Consider the following 22221-nt stretch of genomic DNA (forward strand, 5'->3'; position numbering starts at 1 on the left):
GGCGGAATGACGCGAGTGAAAGAAGGGTTGGAGCGGTTGCTGGAAGATCTGGAAGACAGCGGGCGCGTGGAGTTGGATGCCGGAACGATGGGCGGCTATTTTGGCGAGCGCCCGCTGACCGACAAGCAGATGGATACCGTCAACGATGCACTCAACGCCAACGGTTTCAGTGTGGCGACGATTTATGTGATTTACAGAGACGTTGATGGTTACCGCTCCTTCACGCCGCCCCCCGCGCCCGAACCGCTGGACCTCGGTGCCGAATCTATCCGCGCCCTGAGCATCCGCCAGCCCTTCGTGGAACAGATTCTGCGCGGTGAGAAGAACATTGAATACCGCTCGTGGCAGGTCAAGGAGCCGGGGCCACTGCTCCTGCACGCCTCCGACACCAGAGCGGGGCCGGACGCCTTTGATGATGCGGATATCGCGCCGGACACGCTGCCTTACGCGGCGCTGGTGGGCATCGTGGATGTGGTGGATTGCCTGTGGGACGAGGAAAATGAGGAATTTGAATGGCTGCTGGCCTACCCCCGGCGCTTCTCCCAGCCCATTCCATACAAGGGCGCGGCCAGCATCTTTCGCGTGCCAATAGAGGAAATTCAGGCGGCGCTACAAGCCCCGACTTGAATTGCCCAGCCCCGACCTGAACCGCCCCAGCCTGGCACCCACGCGCTAGTCTGCGGTGTTATGACCCCCGAGCGCTACGCCAAGATTCTGCGGGTGCTGAGCAAACGCCAGCCCACCCTGACCGTGTTGATGGATCAGGTCAACAAACCCCACAACCTCTCGGCCATCGTCCGCACCTGCGACGCGGTGGGGGTCTTGACCGCCCACGCCGTTCCGCCGGGCAACGGCAAACCACTGGACTTTGAGGGCAACACCTTTGAGGCCACTTCAGGCAGCGCCCACAAATGGGTGCGGGTGCAGACGCATACGGACACGTTGGAAACCGTGCGCGAATTGCAGGGGCAGGGCGTGCAGGTGCTGGCCACCCACCTCTCGCAGCGCAGTGTGGATTACCGCGAGGCCGACTACACCCAGCCCACCTGCGTCCTGCTGGGCGCGGAGAAATGGGGCGTGGCCGATGCGGCGGCGGATGCGGCGGACGGCAACATCATCATCCCCATGTTCGGCATGGTGCAAAGTTTGAACGTGTCGGTGGCGGCGGCCACCATTCTGTTCGAGGCGCAGCGGCAGCGGCTGGCGGCTGGTATGTACGATGCGCCCCAGCTCTCGCCGGAGGAGCTGGCGCGGCTGGCCTTCGAGTGGGGCTACCCGGAGCTGGCCCCAAAGTACCGGGAGCGGGGGGAAGCGTATCCGGCTTTGGATGGTGACGGGCAGATTCTGGGTTGAGGTTGTGTTTGGGCAGCCCCACCCCCCAGCCCCCTCCCCCAGGGGGGCAGGGGGAGCAGCGCTGCGCTAGGCAGGGGTTCTCGGATGTGGCAGGTGGGAGAGGGCGGCGGCATCCGGGTCTGATGCCTTGCTCCGTGACGCTGAATCCGGCCCGTGCGCTGCGCGCCCGACGGCCTTCGGTTGCCGTTTCGCCAGGAACGGCGAGCGCTGCTTTTAGCTCCTCTTCTTTTTGGCGGCAGAATATAATCTGCTGTCCTGCCAGACAGGCGAAACGCCACTGAAATTCTAAAACAGACTTCTCCCTGCCCGGTAAAAGTAGTGGACCAGCAACCCCGCTTCCGGATTCGACGTCCTCTAACTTTCACCTGCCACCTAGTTAGTGTCCGGCGTACACTGTTTGCCATGAGTGACCTGTTGCAGACGATCCGTGGGCTGTCCAAGAAGACCGAGAGCAAGATCGTGATGGTGGTGCTGGACGGCGTGGGCGGGCTGCCGCTGACGCTGAACGGCGAAACCGAGCTGGCCACCGCAAAAACGCCCAATCTGGACGCACTGGCGGCACAGTCGCAACTGGGGCAGGTGGAACTGGTGGGTGCAGGCATCACCCCCGGCAGCGGCCCCGGCCACCTGAGCCTGTTCGGATACGATCCGCTGCATTACGTGGTGGGGCGCGGGGCCCTCAGTGCCGTGGGCATCGGCGTCAAGCTGAACAAGGGTGACGTGGCGGTGCGCGGCAACTTCGCCACGCTGGGCGCGGGCCGCATCGTGGAAGACCGCCGCGCGGGGCGTCCCAGCGACGAGAAAAACGCAGAAGTGGTGGCGCAGCTCAAGGCTGCCATTCACCACATTGACAGCGTTCCCGTGGAGATCTACACCGAATCCGAACACCGCTTCGTGGTGGTCTTCCGCGCGCAGAACGGTGAGGTGCTGGGCGCGAATATCGGCGATGTGGACCCGCAGGATACGGGCGTGCAGCCGCTGACCGCCACTGCCAACGACGCCGCCAGCGTAAAATCCGCTGGACTGGTCAACGCCTTCGTGGCGCAGGCCGAGGTCGTCCTCAAGGACGATCCGCAGGTCAACGGTGTGCTGTTCCGGGGCTACAGCGACGTGCCGCATTTCCCCAGCTTCGACGACGCCTACAAGCTCAGGGCCGCCTGCATCGCCTCCTACCCGATGTACAAGGGGCTGGCCAGTCTGGTGGGCATGGACGTGCTGGACGTGCCCGGCGAGGAAGACGCGCTGGACGGCAAGGTGCAGGTGCTGCGCGACAACTGGGACAGGTACGACTTCTTCTTCTTCCACGTCAAGAAAACCGACAGCACGGGAGAGGACGGCGATTTTGCAGCCAAGGTCAAGAAGATAGAACTGTTCGACGCGCTGCTGCCGGGCATCCTGGCGCTGAAGCCGGACGTGCTGTGCATCGTCGGTGACCACAGCACGCCCAGCAAGCTGTTCAGCCACTCGTGGCACCCGGTCCCGGTGCTGGTCCGCAGTGACCACGGGCGCAAGGACCTGACCGCCCGCTACACCGAGGAAGAGGCCCAGAAGGGCAGCCTGGGCCTGCGGCGCGGCCCGGACCTGATGCCGATCCTGATGGCCAACGCGCTGAAGCTGAACAAGTACGGCGCGTGAGGCGGGAACTCATTTGAATCTGATCTCTGGAGGCCAGCTTAAGCCTATGTGAGAGCAGATAAGTGCAATGGGGGCGGTGGGCGAGTGTGCGCCGCCGCCCTTTCTTCGTGTCGCCACGATGCAAATCCGTGTGGAAGTCGCCGGACCGGGTGTCATGCCCATGCGAATCCTCTCAGGATTGCGTAAAGGGTTGTCCAGGGCAGTCTTTAGCTGGCTGCCATTCTTATTTCCAGACCCTGCGGCAGCATGGGCAACACGAACGGAAGACAGCTTACAGAACAGCGCCACCGCGCGCATCATCACCGTTTGCTGTCGCCCAACCGTTCACTGAAAGCCCAGCCGCCTCCAAAGCGGCGTCCACACAAAGGAGATTCACATGGCCCGTTTAATGTCCCTGTCCGATATCACTGCCCAGCACTCTGACCTTCTCGGCACCGAATTCCACGATCCCACCGGTCAGACCGCCTACGGCATGAACGGCGAGAAGATCGGCACCATTCGCGGCGCGCTGGCCGAAGCCGAAACCGGCAAGATCCGCTTCCTGCTGGTGGATGTGGGCGGCTGGTTCTCCAGCAAGGAAGTCGTCGTGCCCGTGGGCATGTCTACCTTCGAGGGCGATGAAGTGCATTTCACCAACCTGACCAAAGAGCAGGTCGGCGACATGCGTGAGTACCGCATGGGCGAGGAGTACGACACCGACGCCCAGATGTCCGACGAGCGGGTGCTGCGCGCCGCCAACACCGACATGCAGGTCGACGAGAGCCAGTACGCCGCCAAGGCCGGTTACCGCGAAGACGACGCCATGTACCAGACCCCCGACAAACTGCGCCTCCTGGAAGAGCGTCTGATGGTCAACAAGGACCGTTTCGTGGCGGGCAGCGTGGAAGTCGGCAAGCGCGTCGAAACCCACCAGGAAAATGTCAACGTGGACCTGATCCGTGAGGAAGTGGTCATTGAGCGCCACGCCGTCACTGGCGCGCAGGCCGTGGAAGGCGCGGTGCTGGGTGCGGATTCCCAGACCATGCGGATCGATCTGGAAGCCGAGCGCGCCAACGTGAGCAAGCAGGCGTTCGTGACCGAGGAAGTCTCTGTGGGCAAGCGCGAAGTCACCGACTCGCAGACCGTGACCGAGACCGTGGGCCGCGAAGTGCTGGAAGTGACCAAGAGCGGCGACGTGCGCCTGGACAGCGACGGCAAGCCGATGATGGACGACACGAACCGCAAGGTCTGATCAAGGCTCAGGGGCAGGGCGACTTCTCAAGGGAGGTCGCCCTGCCTTTTTTTCTCAGGTAGGTTCTCCCAATAGGTTTTCCCAGACAGGCAGGAGCTGAAATGACAGACCAACGCAAGGACAGATTCGATGAGCCGCTGACTGGAACTGAGCTGGAAATCCAGACCACGCAGCTTCAGGGCGTCCAACTTCAGGGCATGATCGAACTGCGCGAGGAACGCCTGATCGTCGAGAAGGAACGGGAAGTGGCGGGCAGCGTCGCTTTCACCCGCGAGGTCCGGCGCGAGACCGTGCAGATGCCCGTGGAACTGGTGACCGAGGTGCTGACCATCGAACACCTGGGAACCGGCGCGGCGGACGGCGGCCACATCATCACCCTGGACGGCACCCCACTGGCCCCCGGCGAACGACGCGAACTGCTGGTCTACCGCGAGGAGGCGCGGATCGAGAAGCGCGTAGTGGTCCGCGAGCAGATCAGCATCGGCAAGCGGCAGGTGATCGAGACCCGGACCTTCGACGCCACGCTGGCCCGTGAGGAACTGGTGGTCAACCCAGAGGGCGACGTGCAGGTCTTCAAGCAACCCGCCGGAGAGCAGAAGCTCTAGCCGTTCAGGCCAGCCGCTCTCGTCCCTGGCGCAATTGAAACTCGTCCCAGGCGGCCTTCAGGCGCAGCACGGCTTCGGGCAGTCGGGCCGGGTCCAGCGTGAAGGGCAGACGCAGAAAGCTGTCGGGCAGGGTGTCCACACCCATTGACGCGCCGGGGAACAGTCGCAGGCCGTACCGCGCCGCGCAGAGGGTAAACGCGCTGGTCTGGCGGGTGGGCAGTTCTATCCACAGGAATTGCCCGCCGCCCGGCACGGTGAACCGCCACTCGGGCAGATGCAGGCACAGCAGATCGGCCAGCAGATCGCGGGCGGGCATGACGGCCTCGCGCCGCTGTTGCCGCAGCCAGGGCAGGTCCTGAAGCAGGTTCAGGGCGATGTGCTGCCCTGGCAAACTGCTGCCGAAATCGGAGAGGGTCCGGGCCTGCCCCACCGGCCCCGCGTGCGCCGCTGGCACGCGCACCCAGCCCACCCGCAGTCCCGCCCAGTACAGCTTGCTCAGCGAACCGACATTGAAGATCGGCGCGTCGGGGGCGAAGGTGGCGATACGCGGCGGGGCTTCCACCTCGAAACCAAGATCGATCAGGGTGTCGTCCTCGATGGTGGGCAGATTCGCCTCGGCCACGGCAGCGGCAATCTTTTCCCTGGCGCGGATTGGCATGACCGTTCCGGTGGGGTTCTGGAAGGTGGGGGTCAGGAAGGCCAGACGTGGCGCATGCTGCTTTACGGCCCCAGCGAAAGCCACAGCCTCCACGCCCTGCGCCGTGACAGGCACGCCCACCGTTTCGGCCCCCGCCGCGCGGAAGGCGTCGATGGCCCCGAAATAGGTGGGGGTTTCCAGCAGCACCCGGTCACGGGGGCGCAGAAAGACATTTGCCAGCAGCGAAATGGCCCCCTGCGCGCCACTGGTGATCAGGATCATTTCCGGCGTGGTGGGCAGGCCCTCCCGCGTGTAGATCTCGGCCAGCAGGACGCGGAGATCGGGCAGGCCCAGTGGGTAATACAGCGACTCATGAAAGGCGTCCAGTGCGGCCTCGCGCATCTGCTGCCGCTGGGTGTCATGGAGCAATGGAACAGCGATGGTGAAATCGAATTCCTCTCCACCCTGGGCCAGGACGGACGGTGTCCGCAGGGCCAGCAGGTTTACTGCACGCGGCGCAGTGGCCGCGACCTGCGTTCCGCTGCCGCGCTTGCGGGTGATCCAGCCGCCGCCCTCCAACGCGTCATAGGCGGCCACCACCGTGCTGCGGCTGATGCCCAGCAGTTCCGCCAGGGTCCGCTCTGCTGGCAGGAGTTCAGCGGGCGGAAGCTGACCACCACGAATACCTGCGCGTACAGCCTCGGCCAGCAGTTCGTACAGGGGACCGTTTCCAGTCCTCCAGCCGGAAAGCAGCGCAGACCAGCGGGGGGCATCCATAAGCCCAGCATAGCAGTCCATTTCTAAGGACATTCCAGACAAGCGGTCCAATAGGCAGGCCATTGCCACTAGTCAGCAGTCCAATCGCGGCGCACAATCACCCCCATGACCGCGCCTGCCCTGAATCCCGCCGCTCCTCGCAACTTCTGGCGGGACACCCAGCCCAGCGCCGTGCTGGCCGGACTGATCGCCGTGATCATCGGCTGGGCGGGGCCGAACGTGCTGGTCTACAGCGTGGCGCAGGCGGCGGGCCTCAGCGACACCACCGCCATGTCGTGGCTGTGGGCGCACGCCATCTTCACCGGACTGGCGGGCATCTTCCTGAGCCTGCGGACGCGGATGCCCATTCTGAGTACGTGGTCCACCCCTGGCATCGCCTTTCTGGTCACGGCGCTGCCCGGCATTCCCTTCCCAGAAGCAGTGGGGGCCTTCGTGACCTCTGCCGTGCTGGTCTTTATCCTGGGCACCTTTAAACCGCTGACGCGGGCGCTGGGGGCCATTCCGCCGCATCTGGCCGCCGCGCTGAACGCCGCGATTCTGCTGCCCTTCGGTTTTAAGGCGGCGCAGGCGTTCGGCGTGGAGCCTGCGCTGGTGGGGGCCATGACCCTGGCCTACTTCGTGATCCGGCAGGTTTCGCCGCGCTGGGCGGTGGCCGCCGTGCTGGTGGTGGGCGTCTTTGCCAGCGCGGGCCTGGGGCTGTGGCACCCCGCGCCGATCAGCTTCGCGCTGACTCAGCCGCAATTTGTACTGCCGGTGTTCAGCCTGCACGCCACGGTCAATCTGGCGCTGCCGCTGACGTTGCTGGCCTTTACCGGGCAATTCGTGCCGGGTTTTGGCGTGTTGAAGACCAACGGCTACGAACCCGCGCCAGGGCCGGTGCTGCGGACCTGCGGCGTCGCCAGCCTGGGCGCGGCTTTCGTGGGCTGCCACAACCTGACGCTGGGCGCACTGCTGGCCAACATCGTCAGCGGCCCGGAGGCGCACCCGGACGCACAGAAGCGCTACACCGCCGCCATCTGGGCCGGGGGTATCAACATCTGCTTTGGCCTGTTCGCCGGAACCTTCGTGCATCTGATGGGCATCCTGCCCGCCGAGGCGCTGGCGGCCATGGCCGGAATCGCCCTGCTGGGCGCGATGGGCAGCAGCCTCCAGGGCGCGTTCCAGGGGCAGTCCGGCAGTCTGGCCGCCCCGATCATCATTCTGGTCACGCTGAGCGGCATTACCCCGCTGGGCATCGGGGCAGCATTCTGGGGCATCCTGGCCGGGCTGGCGGTGTACGCGGCAGAGCGGCGGGGTGCGGGGAAGATGGTGCAGGCGGCGAAATAGGCTGCTGTGCGGTGAGGTTGGCCTGAACGGTTAAACGATGATCCACCCGCTCAGCGGCGCGTGGTCACTCAGTTTCGCCCCCCGGTCCACCCGCACATGGCCCAGATTCACGCCTGCCGACAGCAGATAATCGATGCGCCAGCCGACGTTGTTGGCGTAGGCTCCGGCGCGGTTGCTCCACCACGTATATTCAGCCTCATCGCCCAAGGTGACGCGGTGGGTGTCGGTCAGGCCGCTGCCGAGGTGGGCGGTCATCCACTCGCGCTCGTGGGGAAGAAAGCCGCTGTTTTTCTGGTTGCTGCGCCAGTTTTTGATGTCGATCTCGCGGTGGGCCACGTTGTAATCTCCGCCGATGATTACGGGTTCGCCCTCCGCCACCAGTCCACCCACGAAGTCCTGAAAGTCGCCCAGCACGCGGTCCTTGAAGCCCTGCCGCGCCGCGCCGCTGCTGCCGCTGGGCAGGTACACGCTGACGTAACGCACGCCGCCAATCCGGGCACTCAGCACGCGGCCCTCGGTGTCCATCTCGTCGTGGCCCATGCCCACGCGCACGTCTTCCAACGGCTGTTTGGAGAGGATCGCCACGCCGCTGTACCCCGCCTTCTGCGCCGGAAACCACGCGCTTTCGTATCCTAGATGGGCTAGGGCATCGGGCATGGGCGGGGCGCGCACTTCCTGAAGCAGCAGCACATCGGGGGCCTCGCGCGCCGCCCAGTCGGCCAGCCCTTTTCGCAGGGCGCTGCGAATGCCGTTGGCGTTCAGGGTAGTAATTTTAAGAGGGGAAGTCGGAACTGTCATCAGGGTCGAGAATAGCGCCCGACTTTTTCCCCAGCGACAAGTCCAACTTTCAAGACATGTTGATCCAACTCAGCCCTGCCGCTCCCCCGTTTCAGGTACGCTACAGCCACTATGGCCGACATTAAATTTCTCAACGAAGCCGACGGTCAGGAATTCCAGATGACCCACCCCAAGGCGGCCCGCGTGCTGGGCGACATCAGGAAGTGGGCGCAGGGCAACGGCTTTGAACACGTCGCCTTCTGGCGCGACACCGACGACGAACACAAGCTGTGGGTGCAACTGGGCGAGGACCGGTTGAACTACTGGATTCACGACTCCACCTTCACCGAGGGCAAGCACGAGACGGTGGAAATGCAGATGGATTATGCCCGTGGGGCGCAGCGCCGTAGCGCCGCCGGATACGGCAAGTTCGACAAGTAAGCTCTGGCAGGTGGGGGGATGGTCTTCGGGCTGTCCCTCACCTTGTTTTGCCCTCGCTCCAGACGCGTTCGCATCAACATAGCCACGGCAGATGTCCCCTTCCCTGCCCCGATGTCCAGCAGACCAATATTCGGAGGCAGGTCCATGGTTTTCAGCAGCGGCTGACGCGGCCAGTGCGCACCGCTCAGGGTTGCTGGTAGGTCACCCGGTACATCACACCGTTGCCGTCATCCGTGACGAACAGCGCGCCGTCCGGGGCCACCTGCACATCGGCGGGGCGGCCCGAGGTGGATAGACCCAGCGCGCCCAGGAATCCAGTCATGAAATCCTTCGTCTCCCCTGTTCTGGGGTCCACGGTGATGACGCTGTAACCGCTCTTTTGCGGGCGGTTCCAGGAGCCGTGCAGGGCCACGAACATCTGCCCCTGGTATTCGGCGGGGAACGCCTTGCCCGTGTAGAACGCCATGCCCAGCGGCGCGGCGTGGGCGGTGGTGGTGGCAAAGGACGGCTGGGCCGCTTCACAGACTGCCGGGGTCTTCCTGCCAAAATCGCTGTCCCAGACCTGGGGGGCACCCGCCGCCATAGGGAAACAATAGGGCCAGCCGTAATTCTTACCGTCCAGCACGCGGAAAAAGGATTCGGGCGGAGTATCTTTCCCGGCCATGTCGCGCCCGTTGGCCGTGGCGTACAGGGTGCCCTCGAACCATTCCAGGCCCACGGCGTTTCGCAGACCCGTGGCGAAGGGGCGGCCATTCTTGCCATCGGCGTCATAGACCCAGACGGTGGCGCGCTGGGGGTCCTCTTCCTCGCAGACATTGCAGGTGCTGCCCATCGCCACGTACAGTTTGCCGTCTGGACCAAAGACGATGGTGCGCGAGTGGTGCTGTCCCCCGGCGGGCAGAGTAATGATCTTCTCGGGGGCCGTCTCCGGCTTCAGGTCGCCGTCCCTGTAGGGCATACGGATCACGCCGTCCGTGTTGGCCACATACAGGTAACCACCGTGAAAAGCCAGACTGTTGGGTCGGTCCAGCGCGGACAGGTACGTCTGCGCTGCGTCCAGAACACCATTTTTATCGCGATCCGGCAGCATCAGCACGCGCCCGGTGCCGGGGTCCTTGCCCGCGTCCGCCACGAACAGGTCGCCGCCCGGCGCGAAGGCCATCAGGCGCGGCTTGCCCAGGTTCTCGGCGTACAGGTCCGCCTGAAAGCCCGCCGGAAGGGTCAGCCCGGCGTTGGGTTTGGTGGCGTCGGGGCGCTGGACCACCGCACAGGAGCCGAGGGCCAGGGTCAGCAGGCCGCCCAGCAGGGCCGCGCGTCGTGGGTTGGGAGAGAGCATGACCCATGAAACACGGAGGACATGAAAACGGAGGATCACTTGGTTAAACCGTGGCTGAGACTGCTTGCGGGCTTACGTTGTCAGTAGAGGAATGATGGGTGGCCGCCGTGGGAAAATAGAGGCGTGGAGCGCTGTTCGGGGCCAGACCGCCATCAAGCGCCGAAGCGTCCACAGAGTGTTCATGGATTGCTGGAACAACCTCCATGCAGCGCTGAGATTAGGGGGCAGGGCACCATCCGGCCCACCGTCACAGGCCAGATTGCCCCTATGAAGACTTCAAACGTGCTGTACATCCTCGGTTACGCCTCCATCGTCCTCTCAGCCACCAACTTCCTGCGCGGCAAGGCCAAGAGCGGCCACGATCAGGACACCAAGGAGCGCGACGGCCTGTTTCTGGGCCACTGGGCACCCACCTTCTTCATTCTGGGCAAGGTGGCCGAGGACCGCGAGAAGGACGGGCGCAGCCTGCTGGACTTCAGCTAAGCGCAGCGCAAGACATCTTTAAAAGCCGCCCAGGACACCATCGCCTGGGCGGTTTCATTTGGCCTGCCGCCGATGCTCTAGCCTTCTGGCATGACCTCTACCCCGAAAAAAACCCTGAATGTCACCTGGCTGGGCGAGCAGCGCTACCTGGGCGTCAGCGAGAGCGGGCAGCAACTGCTGATCGACAACAGCGCCACCAAGATCGGCGTTTCCCCGATGGAAGCGCTGCTGGGCGCGCTGGCGACCTGCACGGCCTACGACGTGGTGGAGGTGATGAAAAAACGCCGCACCCCGCTGGCGAGTTACCGCATCGAGGTGGAGGGCACGCGGGCCGACACGGATCCCAAACGCTACACCCACATCACCGTGCGCCATATTGCGGGCGGCGAGGGCATTACCGCCGAGGCGCTGGAACGGGCCGCGCACCTGAGCCACGAGAAATACTGCTCGGTGGCCTCCAGCCTGAACAGCGAGATTAGCGTGGAAACGCGAGTGGAAACGGCCTAACCCGGCTTCAGCTTCCGCGTTTGGCCGCCTTGAGGGCCGCGAGCGCCTTGCCCCGGTGGCTGATGGCCTGCTTCTCGGCCACGCTCATCTCGGCCAGGGTGCGGGTCTGGCCGTCGGGAACGAACAGGGGATCGTAGCCGAAGCCGCCGTCGCCGCGTGGGCCTTCCAGCAGGGTGCCGGACAGCTCGCCCCGGTACGATTCCACCTGTCCGTTGGGATGGGCCAGGACCAGCACCGAGACAAATTTGGCGCGGCGATTGACCTGCCCACGCAGTTTTTCCAGCAGGTACACATTGCGCTCCAGATCGCTGTCGCGGCCCCCGAACCGGGCGCTGTAGACGCCGGGTTCGCCGTTCAGGGCCTCTACCTCGATGCCGCTGTCGTCGGCCAGCGCCGTGGTGCGGGTCATCAGCGCCACCGTGCAGGCTTTCATGGCGGCGTTCTCGGCGTAGGTGGCTCCGGTTTCCTCGGGCATGGGCACGCCCTGCACCGGTTGCAAGTCCCAGTTCAGATCGGCCAGCGCCGCCTCGATCTCGCGCACTTTTCCGGCGTTTCCCGTCGCCACCGTTACTCGCATCAGGCCATTGCTCATCACACTCCAGAGTGTACGGGGAAATGCAGAGCAGCAGGTGCGGAAATCCGGTCCCTCCCCCCACCAGTCCCCCCCAACACCAGCCCCCAGCCTCAGTCACCCAGCGGCAATTCGGCGCGCACCCGCCAGCGTTCCTGGCCCTCCGGTTTCTCGAACAGGGTCAGAGAGGTGTATTTTTGTGTGGTGAAAGGGCGGACATGGTCCTCCAGTGCGCGGCGCAGCGCCTGCGGGTCATGGCCGCCGTAGGGCTGGACCAGCGTGAAATGCGGCTCCCAGGTATCCAGCCCGCGCGGCGTGTGCAGCAGCGACATGCGCGCGCCCTCGAACGGTCTGGCATATAAGCCCTGGGCCACCTGCCCAGCAAAGGGCGAGTCAGTCACGAAGCGCGCGAGGCGGGCCAGCAGCAATGTGTGCGCCACCAGCAAGGCCGGGGAAGGGTCCAGGCGCAGCACCCACGTTTCGCCATCGTCCCAGACGTCGATGCGCCCGTTGCTCAGTGACAGGTCCGCGTCGGGCGAGAGGCAGGCCACGCAGGCGCGCGCCTCGGCCTCGATGGCGGGCCACCACGCCGGATCGGTGGAAAAGCCCTCCGCCACCGTCAGATGAAAGCCGAACGGCCCCGCGTCGGTTTGCCACTCGGGGCGCAGAAAGTCGGGCAGGGGAACGGGCTGGCCTGCACGCACATCGAAACCCAGCAGTTCGGACCCCATCTGGTACAGCGCCGATCCGGCGGGCGGACACAGGTAGACGGCAAAACGCGTTCCGGCGGTGGGGTCAGGCATGGCGCGATTGTGGCAGATGGCCGGGCAGGGTCTGGGGGTCAGAGACAGACTGGAGGGCGCAAGGCTCTCCGCACCCCTGCGCCCACCGTTCCAACCCCAGTTCCAGCTCCATCACTTCAGAGAAATCCTGACCTCGTTGCCCGCGCTGTCCTCGGCGCTGATCAGTTCGCCGGGAGGGGGATCGGATTCGATCAGCAGTTGCAGGGTTTCCAGGCTGAATCCGGCACTCTCCAGCGCGCGGATGCCATGCGGCGGAATCAGCTTGTGCAGATGCGGGGCGAGGCTGACCGGCAGGTTGGCGCTGTACTCGTCGCCGTTCTCGGACTCCACCTGAATCCGCAGGATGCGGGCCGAGCCGGAGCGCGAGTTGCCATATTGATACTGGTAGTCGTACTGGGGTGTCTTGTCCTCGAACACGCCCTCGACAGCGCGCTCCACGGTATCGGTGATGCGGTCTACCATGCCTTCTATGCCTCCTCTGCCCGCGCGGGGGCGGCTGCCGGGGTCCCAGGCCCATTGCGGGCCGCGTTCGTCGTCTGTACGCGGGTTGCCGAAGCCTCCGGGGGGCTGGTTTCCAGGGAATGGGGGTGGCCGTGGCGGCGGGGGCGGCACATCACGCACGCCGCGCAGCAGCAGCAGGTGTTCGGCCACCTGTCCGGTGTCCAGCTCGTCGCGCTTGAGGAGCGAGTCGATCAGTTCGCGGTCACTGTCGGTCAGGGCCAGTTTGGCGCTCAGGGCGGCCAGCAGCGGCCCGGCGTCCTCCAGGCTCAGGCGGCCCGCGCGGACCAGATCGAGAAGACGTTTGACTTTCTCTTTCATGGGGTCCTCCTGTGGGTGGGCGGTTTCATCTGAACGGTCATGGAAGGTCACCCTGCGAAGGGCGGCGGCTGGACGCTGACCCAGCGGAGGCAACCAGCAGGGCACGCTCGCCTGACATCACGGCCCTGCCGCGCAGATCGCCCCCGTCCAAACCCGACTGCCGGGCCAGCCCCTGCGCGTGCCACTGCTCGGGCGTGACATGCAGCATGGCTTCCAGGCGCTGCCAGAATCTTCCGAGGAGGCTGGGGCGAGGCACTTCGGCGGCAGCTTGCCGGACGCGGCGGATCACGCGGTAACCCTTCTCAGAGCGGACCGTGACGGCGGAAGAAGCCGTGCGGGGGGAAGACGCAGCGCTCATTTCGCATCCTCGGTGAGCAGCTTGACCTGCCCGGCGGCCACCTTACAGGACAGGTAAGCCGCGCCACTGCCCAGTTCCCCGGCGTGCTGCGTGTTCATGAAGCCGCCACTCTTACGGGTGGGAAAGTCGGCCTTGAACGCGCCCACGGTCACGTCGGCGTCCACGCGCAGGCTGCTGCCAGGAAGCAGGTGCAGGGTGGCGTTTCCGGCGTTGACTTCCAGCCGGTGATCGCCGCCCGCCAGCACCCCGGCCCACTTGAGGTTCCCGCCATTGACGCTGGCGTTCAGGCTGTGCGCGCCGCTCAGCGTGAGGTTGCCGCCGTTGACGTTCAGATGCGTGGGGCCGTTCACCTCGGCGGCGGTCAGGTTGCCGCCGTTGACCTCAGCCTTCAGGCTCGCGGCGCGGCCCATGCGGACGTTGCCGCCGTTCACGTCGGCCCACAGCTCGCCGCCCAGATCGGGCAGGGTCAGGTTGCCGCCCTCCACCGAAGCGCGCACATGCCGGGGCACAAAAGGCACCGAGAGGATGGCCTTGACATTGCCCCAGTGGCCTCTGGCGTGATCCACACGCTGAACCTGCCAGCCCTTCGGCGTGCCGGTCAGGCGCAACACGCCGTCCTCGTTGGCGCTCAGGTGCGGCGTGTCCAGCGAGGCGTCGTGCAGCACGGTCAGGGTGTAGCCGCTGACCCTGAGTGTCAGGTCGGCAGGAATGTCGCTGACACTGCCCTGCTGGGCGGCGGGCATCACGGCTTCCGGCTCGTCGGCGGGCGTGCCTTCCAGCAGCCCGGCGGCTTCCTCGGCGGTGAGTTTGCCCTCGGCCACCAGACGCTGCACCTGTGAACGGAACTCCTCTGCGGGCGATTGCTGTTCATTCATATCGTTCTCCTTGAGAGAATAGAAACATATATCTATCAGAATGTCAATACGTGTTTTAGCATCTGATTTTCGCAGACAGAATTTTCCCTCTACCACACGCATATTGAGAGGTGAGGCTGGCGGATCAGATCCGCCTATAGAAATCTCAACTTTCTATTCACTCATTCCCACTTCAATCAGCCTCCCGCATTTCAGGCCGTCTGCCCACCCGTCCTTTCCTCTCCCCTATGCTTGACGCCATGACATTGCCCGAACTCACCCCTGCTCAGCGCACCGATGTGGAACTGCTGGCGCGCGGCAAGGCGGAAAAGAGCCGCACCCTACGCGAGATGAACCTGCCCGAGACGCCGGAATCCGCCCACACGCTGCTGCTGCGCCTGGGCATCTGGAACGATGCGAAGACGCCCTACGCGGACCGTCTGGGCGCGGCGCTGACCCACCTGACGCTGGACGTGCCGGATTTTGCCGACGAGGACCGGCTGGACCTGACCCACCTGCCCGCCTACGCCATCGACGACGAGGGCAACCGTGACCCGGACGATGCGATAGGCATTGAGGCTCTGGAGGGTGGTCTGACGCGCCTCTGGGTGCATGTGGCGGACGTGGCCGCGCTGGTGCCGCCGGAAAGTGAACTGGACCTGGAGGCCCGCGCACGCGGCGCGACGCTGTACCTGCCGGACCAGACGATTGGCATGTTGCCCGACGCCCTGATCGAGAAGACCGGGCTGGGCCTGCACGACACCATGCCCGCGCTGTCCATCTCGCTGGACCTGGACGCCGACGGCAACGCCGACGCCGTGGACGTGGCGCTGACCACCGTGCGGATCACGCGGCTGACCTACATGGGCGCACAGGCAAAGCTGGAAGCGGGTGAGGAACCCTTCGTGACCCTGGCCCGGCTGGCCCGCGCCAGCAAGGAACTGCGCGATTCCGAGGGTGCGCTGAGCATCGACCTGCCCGAAGTGAAGATTAAAGCCGACGAAAACGGCGCGTCCGTGACGCCGCTGCCGAAGCCAGAGATGCGGGCTGTGGTGCAGGAATGCATGACGCTGGCGGGCTGGGCCACCGCCATCTACGCCGACGATCACGAGATTCCCCTGCCGTTCGCCACCCAGGCCGATCCCAGCCGTGAGGTGCGCGGCGAGGGCCTGGGCGTGCAGTGGGCACGGCGCAAAACGCTGGCCCGCACGCGTTTCCAGCCGTCGCCGGGGCCGCATTCCGGCATGGGACTGGACCTGTACGCGCAGGCCACCAGCCCCATGCGGCGGTATCTGGACTTGGTGGTGCATCAGCAACTGCGCGCCGCGCTGACAGGCCGGGAACCGCTGGACGGCAAGGTGGTGGCCGCCCACATTGCCCAGGCCACCCTGAACGCCGACGCCACCCGCCAGGCCGAGCGCCTGAGCCGCAAGCACCACACCCTTCGGTACGCCGCCGCACAGCCGGACCGCGAGTGGGAGGCGGTGGTGGTGGACCGCCGGGGACCGCAGGCCACCCTGTTGATTCCCGAACTGGCCTACGATCTGCCCTTCAGCACGCCTGCGCCCGTGGGAACGGCGCTGCGGGTGCGGCTGGTAGACATCAACCTGCCCGCGCTGAGCATGCGGGCGCGGCTGGTCTGAGACAACTGCCGGGTAGGTCATCCGCCTCAGCCTCGCCCCGAGTTGGTGGCGGCTGGCCCGCGCTTTAGCCCCTGTCAGTAACCCACTGTTCTTGAGGATCACACTGTCTGTACTCGGTCCAGTACATCCGAAGCGGAAATGTACTCGGGACATTTAACCCACAGCCGAAAAACAACGTTGAACACGCACATTTCGTGCAGCCAAACCTGCTTCATCTTTCATTCATATGCCCCCCTCTCTGCTTAAACTGCCAGACATGACCGCTGTGAGCCGGGTATTGAACGACATTGTGTCCCTGCGAATGAGCCATTGCCGCGCTGAACAGGCCGCCGGGGCCGCCCAGTACCATCTGGCGGTGCAGCACTACCGCGCCTGCCTGGAAGCCGCCGAGTGCCGCGAGGACTGTCAGGCGGTGCAGTTCTTCGCCCTGAAACTGTCGGGCTGCTATGACCAGATGGGCCTGCGCGACAAGGCAAGCCAGTTCCGCGCCCTGGCCAGTGTCGAGGACGAACTTCCCGGCCTGCTGGGCTGAAACCTGCTGGGCTGAAACCCGACGCGCCTGCGAACCGTACTGGCAGCATGTTCGGAACCCTGCTCCTGACGCTGATGCTCTCAGCCCTGCCCGTCGCCTCTGCCGCTTCCATGACGCTGAGAGCCGGACAGACGGCCACGCTGAACGGCGCAAAAATCACCCTGCTGCGCTTCACCGACAGCCGCTGCCCGGAGAAGGCCATCTGCGTGATGGCGGGCAATGTGAAGGCCAGCCTGTTCGTGGTCAGGGGAAAATCCGCGCGGCTGCACACGGTGTATCTGCCCGGCGTACCCGTCCAGACGGCGGCGGGAGAGGTCAGTCTCAAGGCGGCGACGAGGCGGGAGAACAGCGCAGCCCAGCGGTTGACCCTGGTCATAGGAAAATAAGCGTACCGGGGCATGAGGCTGACGCGGCCAGATTCCTCCCCTAGTCCCTGCCCTACGCCCAGCAGTCACACTCGCTAGAGTGACCCCCATGAAGTACGTGTCGACTCGTAGCCTGCGTGATCTGGGGGGCTTTTCGGATGTTCTGCTGATGGGGCTGGCCCCGGACGGCGGCCTCGCCATGCCCGAACACATCCCGACGTTCAGCCCGAACGAGCTGGAGGGGCTGCGCGGCCTGGAGTATTCAGCGCTGGCCTACGCAGTCATGCGGCCCTTCATCGACGACATTCCCGAGCAAGACCTGCGCGAGATGCTGCGGGCCACCTATCACCCAGACGTGTTCCACAGCGCCGAGATCACCCCACTGGTTCGGCTGGGCGACTCCGATCTGTACCTGCTGGAGCTGTCCAACGGTCCCTCGCTGGCCTTCAAGGACATTGCCATGCAGTTTCTGGGACAGGTGTTTGAATACGTGCTGGAGAGGCGGGGCGAGCATCTGAATATCCTGGGCGCAACGTCGGGCGACACCGGATCGGCGGCGGAGTACGCCATGCTGGGCAAGGCCCGCGTGAACGTCTTTATGCTGTCGCCGCACGGGCGTATGAGCGCGTTTCAACAGGCGCAGATGTTTAGCATCAATGAACCGAATATCTTTAACATCACCGTGAATGGCGTGTTCGACGACTGCCAGGATCTGGTGAAAGAGGTCAACGCCGACGCCGGATTCAAGGCCCGCTACACCATCGGGGCCGTCAATTCGATCAACTGGGCGCGGGTGCTGGCGCAGGCGGTGTATTACTTCAAGGCGTACTTTGCTCTGAACCTGCCCGCCGGACAACAGGCCGATTTCAGCGTGCCGTCCGGCAATTTTGGCAACGTGTTCGCCGGGTATCTGGCCAGGCGCATGGGCCTTCCGATTGGGCAACTGGTGGTGGCGAGCAACGAGAACGACGTACTGCACGAGTTCTTTTCTACCGGGGTGTACCGGGTGCGGAAAGCGGCACAGGTGGCGCAGACCTCCAGCCCCAGCATGGACATCGGCAAGGCGTCCAACTTCGAGCGGTATCTGTATCTGGTGGCCGGGGCGGACGGCGTGCAGACCCGCGCGTGGTGGGCCGAGGTGGGCGAGTCGCGTGCGGTTGATCTGAGCGACAGCACCCACTGGGAAGCGGTGAAGTCCAGTGGTCTGGTGGGCGGGCGCAGCAACCACGAGGACCGACTGGACACCATCCGCCGTGCAGACAAGCGTTTCGGGCGTTTGATTGACCCGCACACCGCCGACGGCTTGCTGGTGGGTGAGCGGTACGCACGGGCCGGGGTGCCGATGGTCTGCCTGGAAACCGCCCTGCCCGCCAAATTCGAGGGAACGGTGGAGGAAGCCGTGAACCGCACGCCGCCGCGCCCAGCACGCTTTGAGGGCATTGAGGAACAGCCGCGCTTTTACACGGCGATGGACAACGACGCGGCAGAGCTGAAAGCGTTTGTGGTGGAGAAGCTGGGCTGAACCCTCACGGCCCGCACTAAACTCTGGCCCATGAATCACCTCTCCGCCACCGATGCCACGCCGCGCAGCCTGGGCTTTGCCATGCCCCCGGAATGGGAACCGCACGCCGCCACCTGGATGAGCTGGCCCGCCGACGACGAGTTGTGGTTCGGCCATCTGGAGGCCGTGCGCGCCGAATTCGCTGAGCTGGTGCGCACGATTGCCCGCTTCGAGCCGGTGCAGTTGCTGACCTGCGATGCCCACAGCCGTCAGGACGCCGCCGAGCGTCTGGCCGGGGCCGACGTGACCTTCCACGAGGTGCCACTGAACGACGTGTGGATCCGCGACAACGGCCCACTGTTCGTTACTCGCGCCTCTGGCGAGGTTTCCCTGGTCAACTGGCGTTTCAACGCCTGGGGCGGCAAATTTGATTACGCCGAGGATGACCGCGTGCCGGAAGCCGTGGCCCACATCCTGAACGCCCCTCACTGGGATGTCCCGGTGGTGCTGGAGGGCGGCGCACTGGAAATCGGCGGCGCGGGCGTGGCGCTGACCACCCGTTCCTGCCTGCTGACCGAGACGCGCAATCTGGGCCTGGACGCAGGCAAATACGCCGACTGGTTGCGCGAATACCTGGGCGTCAGCAAGCTGCTGTGGCTGGGCGCAGGCCTGGAAAATGACCACACCGACGGCCACATCGACACCATCACCCGGTTTACGGATGAGCGGACGATTGTCACCAGCGTGGAGGCGGACAGGACAGACCCCAACCACGCGGTCATGTCGGCCAATCTGGCGGCGCTGCGGGAGATGACGGACGCTCAGGACCAGCCCTTCCGCATCGTGGAACTGCCCCTCCCCGCCGAGTATCTGGAGGGCGCAGAGGGAAGATTGCCGCCCACCTACGCCAACTTCTATATCGGCAACGGCTTCGTGGTGGTGCCGCAGTACGGCGATTCAAATGACGCCCGCGCACTGGACATCCTAACGCCGCTCTTTCCGGGGCGAGAGGTCATTGGCCTGAGCAGCCGCGCGATCATCGAGGGCGGCGGCTCGTTCCACTGCATCACTCAGCAGCAGCCGACGGGAACAGTGTGGACGGGCGAGAAATAGACCTCGGCGGCGGCTACAGCGCCTGGCCCATCCCCATCCAGACCTACCGCGACGCCTGCGCCCGGCTGGAAGACCAGATTTTCGGTGGCAACTCTCTGTATGCCTTCGGGCCTGAGACCAAAGCGCCGCCGCCACTGGGCGAGACGTTTGCCTGGGGCATCTACGCATCTGGGGAATTGATCGGCTGGAGCTTCGCGCACCAGAAAGACGAACGCACGGTGGACATGGCCGACACGGGAATCCTGCCCGAACACCAGGGGCGCGGATTGTATACCCGCCTGTTACCACACCTGCTGGACGCCTTCCGGGCAGCAGGCTACACCCTGGTCCAGAGCCACCACCGCGCCACCAACAACGCCGTGATCGTGCCCAAGCTGCACGCCGGGTTTTTCATCCAGGGTTTGAATCTGTACGAGGGCGGGCTGAACGTGGCCCTGACGCTGAGTCTGGATGACACATACCGGGAAGCCATGCACGTCCGCAGCGGCTTCCAGGCGGCAAGGGGTGAGGTTGCGCGGCGGCTGGGATTGCCCTCCACGCCTCAAGCCCAGAAAACGGCTCCCTCTGCCGTCCCCATGCCAGAATGTCAGGGCGACGACACCGATCTGGGCGGCGGCTACGTCCTGCGCCCCGTCGCTTACGCGACCTATTACGACATCTATACCCAGTTAGAGGACGCCGTGTACAGCAGCGTTTCCCTGAACTGGCCCACGCCTCCGCGCCTCGAATCCCCGGAATATCCGCAGTACACTTGGCTGATCGGCCACCAGAACGAGGTGGTGGGCTGGCACTATTCCCGCCAGTGGGACGCCCGCACGGCCTACATGGTCAACACCGCGCTGCTGCCCGCACACCGGGGCCGGGGCCTGTACTCCCGCGTGCTGCCGCCTGTGTTGAGGACGCTGCAAACCCAGGGCTACGATCTGGTCCGCAGCCACCACCACGCCACCAACAACGCTGTGCTGATCCCGAAACTGCGCGCGGGCTTTCGCTTGCAGGGTCTTCAGGTGGATGATCACGGCGTCATGGCGGTGCTGATGCTGGGCTTTGGCACGCTGTACCGCGACTACATGGATGTTCGCAGCGGTCTGAAGCAGCCGGAGGGCGAGGTGGCGCGGGCGCTGGGCATCAGCCGGAAGCCATAGAAAAAGCCCTCTCCGCTGGGAAAGGGCCGGGTGACTGTTCCAGCGCGGAACGAGACGTGTCTCTATGCCTTCTTCGCCGGACGGTTTTTCGCGCGCTTGACTGTGGCAATGCCCGCGCCGGAGTGCAGCACCTCGCCGTATAGGTTCCACCACTGACGGGCCGTTTCCAGATCGCGGGTCAGGTTCTCGAAGCGGTAGTAGGCGGCTTCCCCGCCGGGCAGGACAAAGGTGGGCGTACCGAACACACCGATCTCAGCGGATTCGGCCAGATCGCTGCGGAGGCTGGCGCGCAGGGCGTCGTCGTCCTTGCGGTCAGCGGCGAACCCGTCCAGGTCCAGATTGGCGGCCTTCGCTGCGGCCATCACGACGTCCTCGTCCAGCGGTTTCTTGTCCTCGTGGACCGCGCGGAACAGGGCCAGACTGAACTCCCAACTGGCATCCTCGCCCTGCTTCGCCGCCGCCACCGCCGCCAGAAAGGCCAGCAGGCTGGATTTCTGGAAACGCTCGCCCGCGTCGCCCGGTTGATCGGTCAGCCACCAGACGGGTTCCTTCTGACCCGCGTTGTCGGGGTGGTTGCCCTGCACCAGTGAGAAGTGCTTCAGGGTGAACTGCTGCTCGCCCGCTTTCCGCAGCACCTGCGCCAGTTCCAGGCCGCGCCAGGCGTAGGGGCAGACAAAATCGAAGAAAATTTCATTGGATGGGGTCATGGCGGCGACGCTAGCACGCAGCTCAAACGGGGACTGTCAGCCTTCCGGCCCCCTGCTCTGTTGCGTGTCAGGAATGGTTCCAGTTCCCGGCATCGTCCGAGTCGCCGGGCGAGAGGCCCAGCACGTCGCCGTCCGTGGAGCAGCCCAGCCCCAGCACCGTGCGGTTGGCGTAGGCGAAGTAGGCCGTGACCTGATTGATCTCCAGAATCTCGCCATCGGTGAAACCAGCGCTTCGCAGAACAGCAACATCCGCTTCTGAGACGGCAGACGGAGTCAGCGTCAGCTTCTCCGCATAGCGCAGGGCCTGTTGCTGGGCGTCGGTCAGCGGAGCGGCGGCGGGATCACGCGCCTCTACCGCGCGGCGAATCGCGTCGGCCCGCACGTCGTCTTTGAGCAGTCGCCTCAGCCCGGCGAAGTGGTGTTCCACGCAGTAGGCACAGGCATTCAGCGAACTGACCCAGACGCCCAGCGTTTCCAGCAGCCACTTGGGCAGGGCATTGCCGCTGTGGTGCAGCACGGCCTTGTACAGCGCCATGTGCCCCTCCATGCTGTGGGGCCGCAACGAGTGCATCGCCATGATGTTATCGACGGCGTCGCCCGGCCCCTTGACGCGGTCATACAGGGTTTTCAGGCGGCCCGTGGCGTCGGCGTAGGGAACGGTTTCAATCCAGGGCATGGGTCAGTCTAGGGGCCACAGAGGAA

The 22221-nt window shown here is 65.0% G+C and carries 25 protein-coding genes; 15 read left to right on the plus strand and 10 right to left on the minus strand.

What is annotated here, in order from left to right; translation table 11 throughout:
- Positions 1-6: 6 nt before the first annotated feature.
- From Q319_RS24300 to Q319_RS0107620, 5 genes are all read left to right on the plus strand, one after another.
- Positions 7-627, plus strand: coding sequence for an ASCH domain-containing protein (locus Q319_RS24300; RefSeq protein ID WP_034414234.1), 621 nt, complete (start codon positions 7-9; stop codon positions 625-627).
- A 60-nt stretch (positions 628-687) separates the two neighbouring features.
- Positions 688-1353, plus strand: coding sequence for a tRNA (guanosine(18)-2'-O)-methyltransferase TrmH (gene trmH / locus Q319_RS0107605; RefSeq protein WP_029481580.1), 666 nt, complete (start codon positions 688-690; stop codon positions 1351-1353).
- Between the two features lie 402 nt (positions 1354-1755).
- On the plus strand, positions 1756-2988 hold the full coding sequence (locus Q319_RS0107610) for a 2,3-bisphosphoglycerate-independent phosphoglycerate mutase (protein WP_029481582.1): 1233 nt from the start codon (positions 1756-1758) through the stop codon (positions 2986-2988).
- A 376-nt stretch (positions 2989-3364) separates the two neighbouring features.
- The gene (locus tag Q319_RS0107615) at positions 3365-4219 is read left to right on the plus strand and encodes a PRC and DUF2382 domain-containing protein (RefSeq protein WP_029481583.1); all 855 of its coding nucleotides are present in this window, start codon (positions 3365-3367) and stop codon (positions 4217-4219) included.
- Between the two features lie 101 nt (positions 4220-4320).
- Positions 4321-4824, plus strand: coding sequence for a YsnF/AvaK domain-containing protein (locus Q319_RS0107620; RefSeq protein ID WP_029481584.1), 504 nt, complete (start codon positions 4321-4323; stop codon positions 4822-4824).
- Between the two features lie 4 nt (positions 4825-4828).
- Here Q319_RS0107620 and Q319_RS0107625 read toward each other — a convergent pair whose 3' ends face one another.
- Positions 4829-6238, minus strand: coding sequence for an aminotransferase-like domain-containing protein (locus Q319_RS0107625; RefSeq protein ID WP_081845939.1), 1410 nt, complete (start codon positions 6236-6238; stop codon positions 4829-4831).
- A 105-nt stretch (positions 6239-6343) separates the two neighbouring features.
- Here Q319_RS0107625 and Q319_RS0107630 point away from each other — a divergent pair, with 105 nt between their 5' ends.
- Positions 6344-7564 (plus strand): benzoate/H(+) symporter BenE family transporter, encoded by a 1221-nt coding sequence (locus Q319_RS0107630; RefSeq protein WP_051655195.1) that lies wholly within the window; start codon positions 6344-6346, stop codon positions 7562-7564.
- Positions 7565-7594: 30 nt separating this feature from the next.
- Here the strand turns inward: Q319_RS0107630 and Q319_RS0107635 are convergent, their stop codons facing one another.
- Positions 7595-8362, minus strand: a complete 768-nt coding sequence (locus tag Q319_RS0107635) for an exodeoxyribonuclease III (protein ID WP_029481587.1) — start codon at positions 8360-8362, stop codon at positions 7595-7597.
- A 111-nt stretch (positions 8363-8473) separates the two neighbouring features.
- Between Q319_RS0107635 and Q319_RS0107640 the strand changes: the two genes are divergently transcribed.
- Entirely contained in the window at positions 8474-8782 is a 309-nt protein-coding gene (locus tag Q319_RS0107640) for a hypothetical protein (RefSeq protein ID WP_029481589.1), read from the plus strand.
- Between the two features lie 184 nt (positions 8783-8966).
- Here Q319_RS0107640 and Q319_RS0107645 read toward each other — a convergent pair whose 3' ends face one another.
- Complete coding sequence (locus Q319_RS0107645) at positions 8967-10118, minus strand: PQQ-dependent sugar dehydrogenase (protein ID WP_081845940.1); 1152 nt, start codon at positions 10116-10118, stop codon at positions 8967-8969.
- Positions 10119-10385: 267 nt separating this feature from the next.
- Here Q319_RS0107645 and Q319_RS0107650 point away from each other — a divergent pair, with 267 nt between their 5' ends.
- Together Q319_RS0107650 and Q319_RS0107655 are read left to right on the plus strand one after the other, a co-directional pair.
- A complete protein-coding gene (locus Q319_RS0107650; protein WP_029481592.1) occupies positions 10386-10601 on the plus strand; it encodes a hypothetical protein in 216 nt (71 codons plus the stop codon).
- A 90-nt stretch (positions 10602-10691) separates the two neighbouring features.
- Positions 10692-11108: an OsmC family protein gene (locus Q319_RS0107655; RefSeq protein WP_029481593.1), complete on the plus strand. Its 417-nt coding sequence runs from the start codon at positions 10692-10694 to the stop codon at positions 11106-11108.
- A 7-nt stretch (positions 11109-11115) separates the two neighbouring features.
- Here Q319_RS0107655 and rdgB read toward each other — a convergent pair whose 3' ends face one another.
- The 5 genes from rdgB to Q319_RS0107680 all read right to left on the minus strand — a co-directional run bounded on the left by rdgB (position 11116) and on the right by Q319_RS0107680 (position 14534).
- Positions 11116-11700 (minus strand): RdgB/HAM1 family non-canonical purine NTP pyrophosphatase, encoded by a 585-nt coding sequence (rdgB, locus tag Q319_RS0107660; protein WP_029481595.1) that lies wholly within the window; start codon positions 11698-11700, stop codon positions 11116-11118.
- A 92-nt stretch (positions 11701-11792) separates the two neighbouring features.
- Positions 11793-12482 (minus strand): hypothetical protein, encoded by a 690-nt coding sequence (locus tag Q319_RS0107665; RefSeq protein ID WP_029481596.1) that lies wholly within the window; start codon positions 12480-12482, stop codon positions 11793-11795.
- 111 nt (positions 12483-12593) lie between these two features.
- Entirely contained in the window at positions 12594-13301 is a 708-nt protein-coding gene (locus Q319_RS0107670) for a hypothetical protein (RefSeq protein WP_029481598.1), read from the minus strand.
- Between the two features lie 37 nt (positions 13302-13338).
- Positions 13339-13659 (minus strand): hypothetical protein, encoded by a 321-nt coding sequence (locus tag Q319_RS26945; protein ID WP_029481600.1) that lies wholly within the window; start codon positions 13657-13659, stop codon positions 13339-13341.
- Complete coding sequence (locus Q319_RS0107680) at positions 13656-14534, minus strand: DUF4097 family beta strand repeat-containing protein (protein ID WP_029481601.1); 879 nt, start codon at positions 14532-14534, stop codon at positions 13656-13658. The genes Q319_RS26945 and Q319_RS0107680 overlap by 4 nt, the downstream gene beginning before the upstream one ends.
- A 239-nt stretch (positions 14535-14773) precedes the next feature.
- On the opposite strand from Q319_RS0107680, the gene Q319_RS0107685 reads away from it, so the two are divergent.
- The 6 genes from Q319_RS0107685 to Q319_RS0107710 all read left to right on the plus strand — a co-directional run bounded on the left by Q319_RS0107685 (position 14774) and on the right by Q319_RS0107710 (position 20812).
- Entirely contained in the window at positions 14774-16156 is a 1383-nt protein-coding gene (locus Q319_RS0107685) for an RNB domain-containing ribonuclease (RefSeq protein ID WP_029481602.1), read from the plus strand.
- A 256-nt stretch (positions 16157-16412) separates the two neighbouring features.
- On the plus strand, positions 16413-16688 hold the full coding sequence (locus Q319_RS0107690) for a hypothetical protein (protein ID WP_029481603.1): 276 nt from the start codon (positions 16413-16415) through the stop codon (positions 16686-16688).
- Positions 16689-16735: 47 nt separating this feature from the next.
- Positions 16736-17074 (plus strand): hypothetical protein, encoded by a 339-nt coding sequence (locus tag Q319_RS0107695; protein ID WP_034414240.1) that lies wholly within the window; start codon positions 16736-16738, stop codon positions 17072-17074.
- 88 nt (positions 17075-17162) lie between these two features.
- Positions 17163-18575 carry a threonine synthase gene (gene thrC / locus Q319_RS0107700; RefSeq protein ID WP_029481605.1) on the plus strand — a complete coding sequence of 471 codons (1413 nt, stop codon included), beginning with the start codon at positions 17163-17165 and terminating at the stop codon, positions 18573-18575.
- A 30-nt stretch (positions 18576-18605) separates the two neighbouring features.
- Positions 18606-19667, plus strand: a complete 1062-nt coding sequence (locus Q319_RS0107705; protein ID WP_029481606.1) for an agmatine deiminase family protein — start codon at positions 18606-18608, stop codon at positions 19665-19667.
- Positions 19649-20812, plus strand: a complete 1164-nt coding sequence (locus Q319_RS0107710; RefSeq protein WP_029481607.1) for a GNAT family N-acetyltransferase — start codon at positions 19649-19651, stop codon at positions 20810-20812. Before Q319_RS0107705 ends, Q319_RS0107710 begins: the two co-directional genes overlap by 19 nt.
- Positions 20813-20874: 62 nt before the next feature.
- Here the strand turns inward: Q319_RS0107710 and Q319_RS0107715 are convergent, their stop codons facing one another.
- Together Q319_RS0107715 and Q319_RS0107720 are read right to left on the minus strand one after the other, a co-directional pair.
- The gene (locus Q319_RS0107715) at positions 20875-21519 is read right to left on the minus strand and encodes a DsbA family oxidoreductase (RefSeq protein ID WP_029481609.1); all 645 of its coding nucleotides are present in this window, start codon (positions 21517-21519) and stop codon (positions 20875-20877) included.
- Between the two features lie 67 nt (positions 21520-21586).
- A complete protein-coding gene (locus tag Q319_RS0107720) occupies positions 21587-22195 on the minus strand; it encodes a carboxymuconolactone decarboxylase family protein (protein ID WP_029481611.1) in 609 nt (202 codons plus the stop codon).
- Positions 22196-22221: the final 26 nt, after the last annotated feature.

It is taken from the genome of Deinococcus marmoris DSM 12784, from assembly GCF_000701405.1.
Lineage (GTDB): Bacteria > Deinococcota > Deinococci > Deinococcales > Deinococcaceae > Deinococcus > Deinococcus marmoris.